This is a genomic window from Pseudomonas sp. LBUM1640 (genome assembly GCF_059716225.1).
Map to the genome: position 1 here is coordinate 6,112,640 of NZ_CP166816.1, position 12,916 is coordinate 6,125,555.

General features: G+C 58.0%; 13 protein-coding genes. 10 read left to right on the forward strand and 3 right to left on the reverse strand.

Annotation, left to right across the window (positions count from 1 at the left end; genetic code table 11):
• Positions 1-115: 115 nt before the first annotated feature.
• The 4 genes from ACA065_RS27130 (at position 116) to ACA065_RS27145 (ending at position 3,215) form a co-directional block, all read left to right on the forward strand.
• On the forward strand, positions 116-772 hold the full coding sequence (locus ACA065_RS27130; RefSeq protein ID WP_497692266.1) for a DedA family protein: 657 nt from the start codon (positions 116-118) through the stop codon (positions 770-772).
• A 6-nt stretch (positions 773-778) separates the two neighbouring features.
• Positions 779-1,609 (forward strand): M90 family metallopeptidase, encoded by an 831-nt coding sequence (locus ACA065_RS27135; protein WP_497692267.1) that lies wholly within the window; start codon positions 779-781, stop codon positions 1,607-1,609.
• A gap of 93 nt (positions 1,610-1,702) precedes the next feature.
• Positions 1,703-2,230, forward strand: coding sequence for an inorganic diphosphatase (ppa, locus tag ACA065_RS27140; protein WP_003176323.1), 528 nt, complete (start codon positions 1,703-1,705; stop codon positions 2,228-2,230).
• 214 nt (positions 2,231-2,444) lie between these two features.
• Positions 2,445-3,215 carry a LexA family transcriptional regulator gene (locus ACA065_RS27145; protein WP_497692268.1) on the forward strand — a complete coding sequence of 257 codons (771 nt, stop codon included), beginning with the start codon at positions 2,445-2,447 and terminating at the stop codon, positions 3,213-3,215.
• Positions 3,216-3,515: 300 nt separating this feature from the next.
• Here the strand turns inward: ACA065_RS27145 and ACA065_RS27150 are convergent, their stop codons facing one another.
• From ACA065_RS27150 to ACA065_RS27160, 3 genes are all read right to left on the reverse strand, one after another.
• Entirely contained in the window at positions 3,516-3,752 is a 237-nt protein-coding gene (locus ACA065_RS27150; protein ID WP_497692269.1) for a DUF6124 family protein, read from the reverse strand.
• A 454-nt stretch (positions 3,753-4,206) separates the two neighbouring features.
• Complete coding sequence (locus ACA065_RS27155; RefSeq protein WP_497692270.1) at positions 4,207-5,130, reverse strand: nucleotidyl transferase AbiEii/AbiGii toxin family protein; 924 nt, start codon at positions 5,128-5,130, stop codon at positions 4,207-4,209.
• Positions 5,120-5,884 carry a type IV toxin-antitoxin system AbiEi family antitoxin domain-containing protein gene (locus tag ACA065_RS27160; RefSeq protein WP_497692271.1) on the reverse strand — a complete coding sequence of 255 codons (765 nt, stop codon included), beginning with the start codon at positions 5,882-5,884 and terminating at the stop codon, positions 5,120-5,122. The genes ACA065_RS27155 and ACA065_RS27160 overlap by 11 nt, the downstream gene beginning before the upstream one ends.
• A 226-nt stretch (positions 5,885-6,110) precedes the next feature.
• Here ACA065_RS27160 and ycaC point away from each other — a divergent pair, with 226 nt between their 5' ends.
• From ycaC to ispA, 6 genes are all read left to right on the forward strand, one after another.
• Positions 6,111-6,743 carry an isochorismate family cysteine hydrolase YcaC gene (gene ycaC, locus ACA065_RS27165; protein WP_497692272.1) on the forward strand — a complete coding sequence of 211 codons (633 nt, stop codon included), beginning with the start codon at positions 6,111-6,113 and terminating at the stop codon, positions 6,741-6,743.
• Between the two features lie 304 nt (positions 6,744-7,047).
• Entirely contained in the window at positions 7,048-10,215 is a 3,168-nt protein-coding gene (locus tag ACA065_RS27170; RefSeq protein ID WP_497692273.1) for a type III effector HrpK domain-containing protein, read from the forward strand.
• A 45-nt stretch (positions 10,216-10,260) separates the two neighbouring features.
• Positions 10,261-10,386 carry a hypothetical protein gene (locus tag ACA065_RS27175; protein WP_497692274.1) on the forward strand — a complete coding sequence of 42 codons (126 nt, stop codon included), beginning with the start codon at positions 10,261-10,263 and terminating at the stop codon, positions 10,384-10,386.
• A 106-nt stretch (positions 10,387-10,492) separates the two neighbouring features.
• On the forward strand, positions 10,493-11,632 hold the full coding sequence (locus tag ACA065_RS27180) for a Fic family protein (protein WP_497692275.1): 1,140 nt from the start codon (positions 10,493-10,495) through the stop codon (positions 11,630-11,632).
• A 76-nt stretch (positions 11,633-11,708) separates the two neighbouring features.
• Complete coding sequence (locus ACA065_RS27185; protein ID WP_003176346.1) at positions 11,709-11,951, forward strand: exodeoxyribonuclease VII small subunit; 243 nt, start codon at positions 11,709-11,711, stop codon at positions 11,949-11,951.
• The gene (gene ispA, locus ACA065_RS27190) at positions 11,948-12,835 is read left to right on the forward strand and encodes a (2E,6E)-farnesyl diphosphate synthase (protein ID WP_497692276.1); all 888 of its coding nucleotides are present in this window, start codon (positions 11,948-11,950) and stop codon (positions 12,833-12,835) included. Before ACA065_RS27185 ends, ispA begins: the two co-directional genes overlap by 4 nt.
• Positions 12,836-12,916: the final 81 nt, after the last annotated feature.

Sequence of the window (12,916 nt, forward strand, 5' to 3'; positions counted from 1 at the left end):
ACGTATAATGCGGACCTTTCAGGGTTGTAAGAAATACGGCATACACCCGTAGCCTTACTTACCCGTAGCCCCCGCACTGGCCTGCTGAGCCGGGCCATTCACACAGGTGCCATCCATGGATTTCAACCCGCTCGACCTTATCCTGCATCTCGACGTGTACCTCGACATGCTGGTGAGAAACTACGGAGTGTGGATCTACGCCATTCTGTTCCTGGTTATCTTTTGCGAAACAGGCTTGGTGGTCATGCCATTCCTGCCGGGTGATTCCTTGCTGTTTATCGCCGGCGCGGTCGCTGCAGGCGGCGGCATGGACCCAATCCTCTTGGGCGGCTTGCTGATGCTCGCGGCCATCCTGGGTGACAGCACCAACTACGTGATCGGGCGAACAGCCGGAGAACGCTTGTTCAGCAACCCGAACTCGAAAATCTTCCGCCGCGACTACCTGCAAAAAACCCACGACTTCTACGACAAACACGGCGGTAAAACCGTGACCTTGGCGCGCTTTCTGCCGATCCTGCGCACGTTTGCGCCGTTCGTGGCCGGCATCGCCAAAATGCCCTACCCGCGCTTCTTCGGGTTCAGCGTGTTCGGCACCATCCTTTGGGTCGGCGGCCTGGTAACCCTGGGCTACTTCTTCGGCAATGTGCCGTTTATCAAGAAAAACCTGTCGCTGCTGGTGGTGTTCATCATCCTGCTGTCGCTGGTGCCGATGATCATCGGTGTGTTCCGCAGCCGCTTCGGTCGCAGCTCCTCCGAAGCCAAGCCGCAGTAACTGGCAATGTGGTCCCTCAGCGCCTGGCGTCGCCGGCGCTTGCTGGCCAAGCACCCGATTGCCGATGACACCTGGCAACGGGTGCGCCACCACCTGAGCTTCCTCGACGGCATCAGCGCCGAGCAAGACCAGTGGCTGCGCGAAGCCTGCGTGGTGTTCCTCGCCGAAAAACACCTCACCGCCCTGCCCGGCGTCGAACTGCACCAGGAACAACGCCTGCTGCTTGCGGCCCAGGCACAGTTGCCGCTGATGAACCTCGGCGACCTCGACTGGTATCAAGGCTTCCATGAAATCGTGCTGTACCCCGACGACTTCATCAGCCCCCAGCGCCATCGCGATGCCAGCGGCGTCGAGCACGAGTGGGACGGCGAACACAGCGGCGAAGCCTGGCAACAGGGCCCGGTGATCCTCGCCTGGCCCGGCGTGCTGGCCAGCGGCAATTGGGAAGGCTACAACCTGGTCATCCACGAATTTGCACACAAGCTCGACATGCTCAACGGCGACGCCAACGGCCTGCCGCCGCTGCACCACGACATGCGCGTGCAGGAATGGGCCAGCGTGATGCAAAGCGCGTTTGATGACCTCAACCGCCAGCTGGACGCCAACCCCGACGTCGACACCGACATAGACCCCTACGCCGCCGAAAACCCGGCGGAGTTCTTCGCCGTCACCAGCGAATACTTTTTCAGCGCCCCGGACTTACTGGCCAACACGTATCCACAGGTGTACGCGCAACTGAGCCGCTTTTATCGCCAGGACCCGCTTGCCCGCCTGCACCAACTGCAAGCCAGTGACGCGCGCTATCAGACGGAACGCCACGCGCCGTACGACGTCTGACGCATGGCATCGGCGTCAGAATATGCCTATAATCGCCGCCACTTTTAGGCCAATCCGGCCATGTTCCATGGCCAACTACGGGGGCAACGCCCAATGAGCTACAGCAAGATTCCGGCTGGCAAAGACCTGCCGAACGACATCTACGTCGCCATCGAAATTCCGGCCAACCACGCGCCGATCAAATACGAAATCGACAAAGACAGCGACTGCCTGTTCGTTGACCGTTTCATGGCCACCCCGATGTTCTACCCGGCCAACTACGGTTTCATCCCGAACACCCTGGCTGACGACGGTGACCCCCTCGACGTGCTGGTCGTAACCCCTTACCCGGTTACCCCAGGCTCGGTTATCCGCGCGCGCCCAGTCGGCATCCTGAACATGACCGACGACGGCGGCGGCGATGCCAAAGTTATCGCTGTGCCACACGACAAGCTGTCCCAGCTGTACGTGGACGTGAAGGAATACACCGACCTGCCACCTCTGCTGCTGGAACAGATCAAGCACTTCTTCGAGAACTACAAAGACCTCGAAAAAGGCAAATGGGTGAAGATCGACGGTTGGGGCAACGCAGACGCCGCCCGCGCCGAGATCATGAAGTCGGTCGCAGCCTACAAAGGCTGATACGCACTCCTCATTGCCCCGGCAATTAAAAAAGCCCCGACTATTCGGGGCTTTTTTTGTGGGAAAAATTAAACCATAAGTTCAATGTTTAATGCGTGATGTTTAACCAAGTGGAAATACTGAAATATCGGCCTACAACTAAGTAAATCCCTACAGGCGACAATCAACGCATGGTTTATTTGATGTGTTTTTCCGGCCAGTAAACTCTGCGTTTATGAATACATCAGGTGATCGACTAAAAGCGTTATTACGGGAAGTTCATCTTTCCGCCTCCGACTTCGCCAAGAACCGCGGCGTCACGCCTCAACACGTGAACAACTGGTTCAAACGCGGCGTGCCCATGGGCCGACTCAACGAGATCGCAGAACTGCTCTGCGTCTCCAGCCGTTGGCTACGCACCGGCGAAGGCCTTAAACACCCACCGGCCAACTTCCTGCTGGAAGGCCCCGACACACACAAAGGACTGCGCACCCGCGAAGAAAGCGGCAAATACCTCACTGGCCCCGTCTGCCTCCCGGAAAAACTCGACGTGGAGATCGCCCTCCACCCCACCTTCACCTCAAGCGAACGCATCCGCGTCTCCCTGCGCATCCTCGAAACCCTCAACGTAAAACCCGACCGCGCGGTAGGCGCCTACATGGTCGACAACAGCATGATCGACATCATCCAACAAGGCTCCACCCTCGCCATCGACCGCGGCCGCAGCCAAATCACCGACGGCGAAATCTACGCCGTCGAACACGACGGCATGCTGCGCATCAAATACCTCTACAACCGCCCAGGCGGCGGCCTACGCATGCGCAGCCACAACGCCAACGAACACCCCGACGAATACCTCACCCACGAGCAACGCTTCGAACAGAACTTCGAAATCGTCGGGTGGGTGTTCTGGTGGTCCACGCTCAACAACCGCCGACCGGTGCCACTGGACGAACACCTGCTGGGCTGGGAAGGCTCTAAATCGGACCCGGAGGTAGGCATTTGAGGTGAATGTGGGTATCATGCGCCGCACATTTGGCAGGGGGTGGCTTAAGGCTATTCACCCTGCTCGGCGATGCGGAGGAGTTCCCGCTGATGCCCCTACTATTCAGTCAGACGTGATGTTGGCTGAGCGATTTGAAGGCTGGTGAGGTTTGTCAAAAACAAGCTGAAGCAGTCCCCGAGAAGCCGGCCACAAGCCGGCTTTTTAATGTCTGCAAGAATCACAAATCAATAGTCCAACAGTTGTTGGACTATTGATAAGCAAAAGCGGGCCGCTTGTTGCCTCGCCCGCCTCTCAGTAGCGTTACTCAGGCTGCATATACTCCACAGCCCGATCCGCCACCATCTTCGCCATCTCCACCAAATGCATCACCGCCCTATGCGGCGCCCCCAGCGGTTCACCAAGCGCCTGCGACGTAGCCACCGCACATTGCAGCAACTCAGCAATACGCACCCAGGCGTCTTCAAAGCTCAGCTCTTCATTAACAGTAAATGGCTTAGTCGCAGCCGATGACGGCGAATCCGAAACAACGCTATCCATAGAAAACCTCTAGCAGTAAGTGATTACCACCGTCCTTTCGCGACTAAACGAGCAGAGGTGGCGGCTGTACGCAGGTTAGTCGACCGGCCGCTAGGCACCGGCGCACCCAGAGGTGCCCTGCGCACAGCCACCATAAAGTGCAGGTGAGAAAACAGCTGGCTTTGGGATGGCGCGTGCGCCTAGCGAAGTCCGGGCGACTAAACCCGATCACTGAAAATGCAGTGACGGAACGCAGCCTAGTCGCGGGATTTAGCTGGCGCAAGCCGCTGGGATTCTCTAGGAAACGTCCTGCAAATGAAAGGGACTGGCCCTGCTGGCACTGCGACTAGACGGAGGGTCCATCGCGGCTTGCCGACTGTGCTGTACCTGATCAGGCGTGAAATGCCTCAACACTCAGCAATTGGGCTGCAAGCTGCTGCCCACACAAAACCACCGCGTTCCAGGGTTAAAACCGTTAGCCCTCCAATAATTGGCCCACAACGACTTCCAGTTTCGTTATCGCCTCTGCCCGCTTCACAGCAGACATCACCATGATGTTTCTCAGCTTCCACTGCACCGCCGGCAGTTGAGCAATCCCTACCAATTTCAGCAACGCCCAGTCTGGCTCTCCTCGTTTGAGCGAGAGCAGGAAAGCAGCATCTTGGTCGTTAAACTGCTTGCGTATCGCAGCAAGCAGCACCTCCCTGGTCGCCTCCAATTGCTCAAGCGTCACCGGCTCCCGGGTCATGCCTGCAAACTCAGCCTGGAACACGCCCGCCTGCGCCTTCCAACGGGGGGCAAGCAATTCAGCCATAGGTCGGCCATGGCTGATCAAATACACCAGAAAGCCCTCGAAAATTTCGCGAGTCAGTCCTTCTGCGCGAAGCATCAGCATTACGTCGAATAGGTCTCTGGGGTGTTGCCGATCCAATGCAGCGCAGATTTTTCCGCCATACAAATCGGGCAAGGAGACCACGGCAATGGAAGCAAACCCGAAGTCGTCCTCAACCAGCGGTACCACATCACGCGCTTGCGGCTGATGCACAGTCCCGCGCAGCACAGGCGAAACCTCAATCTTGATCTGCGCCTGAGCGCTCCTTACGAGAACCCGCAGTTCGTCATCTCGATTCCCTTGAACGGTTGCAACCGCCTGAGGTATTCCTCGCCGTATTGCATCTGCTATCCGCTGTAGCGCCAGACGAGCATCGTTCAATGCTTGCTGGCGATCAGAATTGGGTAGATACGCCAGGTCAATATCCACCGACAAACGTGGCAGGTCGCGCACAAACAAATTAATCGCCGTTCCGCCTTTGAGTGCAAAGCATCGCTCTGACGCAACGTAAGGAATGACTTGCACCAACAATCGAACCTGGGCGGCATAACGTGGATCAAGGGGCATTAGCGAAACGCTCCGGTACGGTGATAAGAAACTCTTTATCGAGTCGACCACCCCGGATGATTTGCCGCTTGCCTTTGCCTAGATCAATGCTGGAGCGGGCCAGACGGCCGTACCATGCGTGACCTGTATTGCGCGCAAGCAGGAGGAAAACGCGTTTGACCCGAATGGAATTGCACGCTTCAAGCAGATTTTGCAGGCGCTTGGGGCTTAGCGTGGCCAGGCCATTGAGCACATCCACCACACTGCTGAAGAGCACCTCGTTGTCACTTTGATGGATAAGCTCAAGCACGGCGCGTTCCGGGGTAGAGATTTTTATCTCAAATCGGCTGTAAGGGACTTGGAATAGTTGTAACGCCAAGTCTTCCATGGCGGGGAAGAGCCCGCCGGGATGGACGTTGATATCAACGTTCCACGGGTATTTACACAGCCAGCCAGGAAGCGTCGCGCCCTGGGTGCCAAACAGGTCGACCGCCTGCTTGCCGAATGTCATGTAGTGGCTGTAACCGGCCAAGCTCAGCGCCGTCGCGCCGCCTGGCCACAACTGCAGTGTGGCGCCTTGCTGTAGCGCGAATACGCCACCCTGCCAGTCAATGTTGTCGCCACTGCGCTTCCAAGCGCCATGGCCCACTCGCTCTACCCAGCCGCTGTGTTGGTACTTCTGGATGAGACTTGGGCCCACACCATGTTCGTGTAGCCACGCTTGCGTCACGACAGCCCCTTCGGGCCAATCAGATAGCAACTGGTTTATTTTCATGCTCTATATGCACCTATAAGGTGATTATTGGAGAAAATATTAAACCAATTTTGCAGTAAATACCCTCATGCAAAAAATTGAGATCTTCATTTCGAAAATGCCATTGTCACATTTGAGTTGACAGCAAGACTCCTCCCACCCGATTTATCCCCCGCCACCCACCCATTAATCTATGCCCATGTTGAACACAACGCCCAACCAACCTAAACAAAAAAAGGATTCAACCATGAGCACTCCAACCTTCAACCGCTTGAATAAAGACGACGCCGTAGTCCTGCTGGTCGACCACCAAACCGGCCTGATCTCACTGGTGCAGGACTTCTCCCCCAACGAGTTCAAGAACAACGTGCTGGCCCTGGCCGACCTGGCCAAGTTCTTCAACTTGCCGACCATCCTCACTACCAGTTTCGAGCAAGGCCCCAATGGCCCGCTGGTGCCGGAGTTGAAGGAGATCTTCCCGGATGCGCCGTACATCGCTCGCCCTGGTCAGATTAATGCGTGGGACAACGAGGATTTCGTCAAGGCGGTCAAGGCGACTGGGCGCAAGCAGATCATCATTGCGGGTGTGGTGACGGATGTGTGTGTGGCGTTCCCGACGTTGTCGGCGCTGGCGGAGGGGTTTGAGGTGTTTGTGGTGACGGATGCGTCGGGCACCTTCAATACCACGGTGCAGCAGGCGGCGTGGAGCCGGATGACGCAGGCGGGTGCGCAGTTGATGAATTGGTTTTCGGTGGCGTGTGAGTTGCAGGGCGACTGGCGCAATGACATGGAAGGGTTGGGGAATCTGTTGTCTCAGCGTATCCCTAACTATCGCAACCTGATGAACGGTTATGCGGCGCTGACGGCCCGCCAAAACTAAGCCCTAGCCGCTCTACGATAAGCCTGCCTTGAACGGTGGGCTTTTTTGCGTGTGCCGGCCTTACTGCATAAATGTTCCGAAATAGCCTTGGCGTTGTGAATTGTTGTGAAGGGTTTGCGAATTGGGCAAATGTCCGTGCTAAGTTCCGTGACGTTGCATTTCACAGCATTCATGCACAGCGGCCGACCAACTAAGGCCGCCCTCTTGTTATTCAATAAACAGCCTCGGTTAGTTAACCAGGAAGTTGTGCGGCCCTGCGCGTTTTAAAAGTGGCCGGCGCAGCAATTACATCAGGAGAAGTACCATGGTAGCGAAGGTAGAAACGACCCCAAAGGACGCTGCGGTCACGAATAAAAGCTCCGTCGCTGCCTGGGAAAAATCGGTTAAAAAAGCCTCTGCACCGAAGGATGAGCTGGGCAAAGGCCAGAAACGACCGGAAGGTGACACTCGCTCGGCCCAGCAAATTATTGATGACACGCCGCTGCTCGCCCAGCTCGGCAATCAAAGTGGGGTGAAGGACAACCTTAAGAAGCAGGTCGGCGATTTTGAGAAGGACGCGGATGCGGCCTATCGCGCCTCCAAGGTGTTGGAGCATGTGGAATACGTCGACGAAGACGGCAAACTGACCGATGGCAAGAATGTGGGCAACAGCAGCATCGACGGGTTCACCAAAGATGGCGACGCCCGGCATGGCACTGAGGCGGGCCGTCTGCAGGATTTTGGCAAGTATGGCTATTCGAGCCTGCGCGGCGAGGTGGTGAGGTCGGATTTGGGCGATAAGCAAAAGCGCCCCGACGGTGACACGCGCTCGGCCAAGGAGATTATCGACGCCACGCCGCTGTTGAGAAACCTCGGCAACCAGAGCGATGTGAAGGACAACCTGAAGAAACAGGTGGGTGATTTCGAGAACGATGCCGACGCCGCGTACCGCGCCACCCAGGTGCTGGAACACGTGGTGAGCATCGATGAAAACGGCAACTTGCTGACCGGCTTCGACGCCAGGAATAAAGACAACGACAGCATTGATGGCTTCACCAAAGACAAAGAGGCCCGCCACGGCACCGAGGCCGGCCGCTTGCAGGATTTCGGCAAGTACGGCTACTCAAGCCTCAAAGGCGACCTGATGCACGTCAAAGACGCGACGCATAGCGACAAGGCCGCGCCGCCCGATGAGCCGCAGGACGTGCAGGCCCTGCGCGACAAGTACAACATCCCGACCTTCGGCGCCGAAGGGCTGATGGACATGGAGTTGCCCAACGACAAGACCGTGGGCGGCCAGACGGCCGAGAATTTTGTGCAGGGCATTCGCGATGACATCAAGAGCGGCAAGCTGGCCGAAGACTCGGATGAAGCCAAGATCGTCAAGCTGATGGACGCCCAGGCCGCGCTGGACAATGGCTACGACCTGTACGGCTATGCCGAGAGCATCAACCTGGGCAGCGGCACTTACCGTGAGACGGATAAGACGCCGACCAAGTTGAATGGCAAAGATGTGAAGGAAATGGTCGACGAGGAAAAACTCGCCAAGGAAATTTCCACGCTGATGGGCAAGGAAGGGATTAAGGACCGTTACGACGCAGAACTAAAGAAAAGTGTCGGTAGTTTGTCGCAAGATCGACTGAATGAAGTACGCGAACAAGTCTTCCCCGCACTCTTCAAGGATGGCACCCGTGATGCCAACTTGAACTTCGAAGAGTATGTAATCGCGATGAACGACTCGGGCGATCCGAAAAAATCAGAAATGGCTGAGCTGGACGTAGACCGCTATTTCGAGTCGCTGCGTATTCTGGAACCGGACAGCTTCACCGCGCGCCGTCAGACGTTTGACCAGAACATGATGACGCACCAGCTCAACACCTACATGGAAAACCCCGACAAGGTCTCGCCGGAAAATGCCGAAAGTGGCCTGAAGGCTTCGTTCACGATGATCAAGGGCGGTATCAACGCCGCCCTCGGGGGCCTGGACAAGGGCGACAAAGCGTACGACATGTACAAAAAGATGAAGGATGAGATCGACATCCTCGACGGCCATATCAAAGGGCTGACCCCGGCCGAAAACAAACAGATCGCAGCGGCCATTCGTCTCGCTGCCGCCAGCGGCGACCCGAAAGCTATCGACAAGGTGGTCGACACCCAATTGAAGGGCCTGGGCGCCAATCGCGAGGCGGCTGCCGGTTCCTTGAAGACGGTGCTGCACACCGCCAGTTCCACTGGCGGGCTCGGTGCCATGGCCGGCACGATGAGCCTGGTCAGCGGCGCCCTGCAGCTCGCCAATGGCGGCGGCAACATGACCGAAGACCAGAAAATCGCCGCCGCGAAAGACCTGGTTTCTGGTTTGAGCTTTACCAACGACTTCCTCAAGTTCGGTTCGAACATTGTGGAAACCCTGGGTGGCACTAAACCCTATGAACCTGACGTGGATAAAGACGGTAAAGGCCCGGCCAAAATCAAAGCCACTGAATGGCTCGGCCTGATCGATGAGAACCTGCCGGACATCTGGGGCAAGAAAGCCACTGAAAAATCTGACGCACTGGCCGAATCTATCAGCACCCGCGTCAAGGAATCCTCCGAAACCCTGAAGAAACTCGACGTGGGCAACCTGTCGGCCGATGAGGTAAAGGAGTACGACAGCGCCGCCAAAACCCTGGGCGAACACATGGGCGTCAAGGACATTCCCGGCAAAGGCTCCTCGGCGTCAAAATCCGAAATTGCAATCGCCTCCGGGCGCTCGTTCCTGCGCTTTATGGGCGGCGCCGGCCTGGACTTGACCGGCGGCGTGATGGACATCGTTTCCGGCGCGCGCAAACTGAAAAATGCCAAAACCGCACTGGAAAAAACTGACGCTGCCTTCACTCTTGGCGCTGGTGCATCCGGTTCCGGTATGGCGATTGCCAATACCATCGCGATGTTCGCCCCCAAAGGCGCACACCTGGCAGGCAAACTGGCCGGTGATGTTGCCGCGACCGTTGTACGTGGGCTGGCCATCGGCGCCCGTGTGGCGGGCCCGGTTTTCGCCGTGGCGGGTGTGATTTTCGGGGTGGCAGGCACGCTGATTGCCGAGGCGGTCGAGCATGCCAAAATGCAAAAGCTCACCGATTCCCAAGGCAAGTTCTTCAAGGACCTCGCCGACGCCGGCGTGACCAAGGACGACTGGGGCGACAAGCTCGAATACGCACGTTATGCCAGCTACATGTACGGCGGCCGCGACACGCCAGACGACAAATCGATGTTCGAGTACCAGTCGGATGAGTGGAAACACTTCAAGGAAACCGAAGACAAAAAAGGCAGCTCCCTGGCGCGGCTGGCGCCCTACCTGCACAAAGACAGCGACCCGGACAGCAAGAACCTGTGGGAGAAATTCCTGGCGGGCGGCACCAGCTCCAGCGGGCCGCACGGCAGTGAGCGGCACACTGACGACTGGCGGCCTTGGGGCAGCACGGACATAGATACGGGGAGCAAGAAAACGGCCTGATATGAAACCCAGCGATTTTGGCCGTGGGAAATAATCCAGGTATTAGTGCAGACGCGGGAACATGGCTTGCTGGATGTGCGTAACTTCGTCGACTACGTCGTGGGTTACATCAAGATCTCCCGGGCAACTGCCTACAACTACCTGCGCGCGGCGGCTTCGCTACCCTCTTGATCGCAGCGACAGCGAGATAGACGATGAGCCGAATAGAATGCACAATCGGCTCATAAAATGAGCCGAATAGCTCATTTATTCGGCTCACGCACCCAGGCATGCCTCCATGGATCATCCGCACTGGATCTGGCAACACACCGACTGGCCACACTTCCATTGGCAGCCTAAGCGCTTGGCCGCCTTGCTGCGCGAGTGTGGGCAAGCACAAGGCAAGCTGCTGGGCATGCTCGGTTCCGTCAGCCAGGCGGTCAGTGCGCAGAATGAACTGGATGCGTTGCTGCAAAATATACTGACGTCCTCGGCAATCGAAGGCGAGCAGTTGAATGTCGGCTCTGTGCGCTCGTCTCTGGCGCGACGTTTGGGCCTGGAGGCCCTGCAGGATGGGCAAGTAAGCCGTCGCAGTGAAGGCCTCGCCGAACTGATGATGGATGCCACCGAGCAATTCGAGCAGCCGTTCACCCTGACTCGTTTACTGAATTGGCATCAGTGGTTGTTTCCGGCACCGGAGACCGGCCTTGCTGCGCGCCCGCTCAATATCGGCGCATTGAGGGGCGACGAGCCCATGCAGGTGGTTTCCGGACGACTTGATCGGCCGACCATCCACTTCGAAGCGCCGCCACGCCAGGGCCTGGAGCAAGCGCTGGATGATTTTCTCGAATGGTTTGAAACCAGCCGCGATCAACCGGAGCTGGACCCGCTGGTGCGTGCCGGCGTCGCACATTTCTGGTTTGTCACACTGCATCCTTTCGATGACGGCAATGGCCGCTTGACCCGCGCAATCACTGACCTGGCACTGGCCCAAGGCGAGCATCAAGCGATCCGTTTCTATGCCATGTCGGCCAGCATCCTCGAGGACCGCGCCGGCTACTACAACGCGCTGGAGTCCAGCCAGAAGGCCACGCTGGATATCACCGAGTGGCTGGAGTGGTTTCTCAAAACCCTATTGCGCAGTGTGCAAAAGGCAATGTCGCGTATCGATCAGGTTCTAGAGAAGAGCCGGTTCTGGCAGCGATACGCTGACCTGTCTTTGTCCGCCGAGCAGATCAAGGTACTTAACCGACTACTCGACGGCGGTGAAAAGGGCTTTGAACAGGGCATCAGCGCTGCGCAGTACCAGGCCGTGGCGAAGGTGTCCAAGGCCACCGCCACTCGACATCTGGCTGATTTGCTGGAAAAAAACTGCCTGGTGCGTTTACCCGGCGGGGGCCGCAGTACGCGCTATCAAATCAAGGGTGAAGGCGACTGAACCGCCCCACTCATTTGCCCAGAATCCCCATGTCTGCTAGTGTCGCGCCGGTTTACCGTCTACCGGAATAGCCGCCATGGCCCGCAAAAAAGTTGCACTCGATTTCGAACAATCCCTCGCCGACCTGCAAACCCTGGTCGAGCGTCTGGAGAACGGCGAGTTGTCGCTGGAGGACTCGTTGACAGCGTTTGAGCAAGGCATCGGCCTGACGCGCGACTGCCAGAGCGCGTTGGCGCAGGCAGAGCAAAAGGTCCAAGTGTTGCTGGAGCGTGACGGGGAGTTGGCCGAAGAACCTTTCGATGCGGAACAACCCGAATGATCGACGCGTATCAGGCCAGTAGCCAAGCCCGGGTGAATGCGGCGCTGGAGCCCTTGTTTGTTGCGCCAAGCCCGGAAATGAATCGGCTTTACGAAGCCATGCGCTACAGCGTGATGAATGGCGGCAAACGCGTGCGCCCGTTGCTGGCGTATGCGGCCTGTGAAGCCTTGGGCGTGCCTGCCGAGCAGGCCAATGGCGCGGCGTGTGCGGTGGAACTGATTCACGCCTATTCGCTGGTGCATGACGATTTGCCGGCGATGGACGACGATGATTTGCGTCGCGGCCAGCCGACCACTCACAAAGCCTTTGATGAGGCCTACGCGATCCTGGCCGGTGACGGCCTGCAGAGCCTGGCGTTCAGTGCATTGCTGGACCCGCGTTTGAGCAGCGTAAATGCCGAGATCCGCCTGCGCATGGTAACCACCCTCGCCCTGGCCGCCGGCCCGGCGGGCATGGTCGGTGGGCAAGCGATCGACATGGGCTCGGTCAGCCGCAAGCTGGACCAGCAAGCCCTCGAACACATGCATCGCCACAAGACCGGCGCGCTGATCGAGGCCGCTGTGCACTTGGGCGCCCTGGCCAGTGGCCGCGCTGAAGCTGTGCAATTGGCCGCCCTGCAGACCTATTCGCAGGCCATCGGCCTGGCGTTCCAGGTGCAGGACGACATTCTCGACGTTGAAAGTGACACCGCGACCCTGGGCAAACGCCAAGGTGCAGATGCCGCACGGGACAAACCGACGTATCCGGCGCTGCTTGGGCTTGAAGCGGCCAAGGCGTATGCCCTCGAACTGCGCGACCAGGCTCTGGATGCCCTGCGACCTTTCGACGCGGCGGCCGAGCCATTGCGCGACTTGGCGCGGTATATCGTCGAACGCCGCCATTGATTACGGCGGCCATTGCAGCCGCATATCGGCCAAGTTCGGCGCTCTGCGTGGGCAGTTTGCACTGCTTGAGGTAAACTGCCG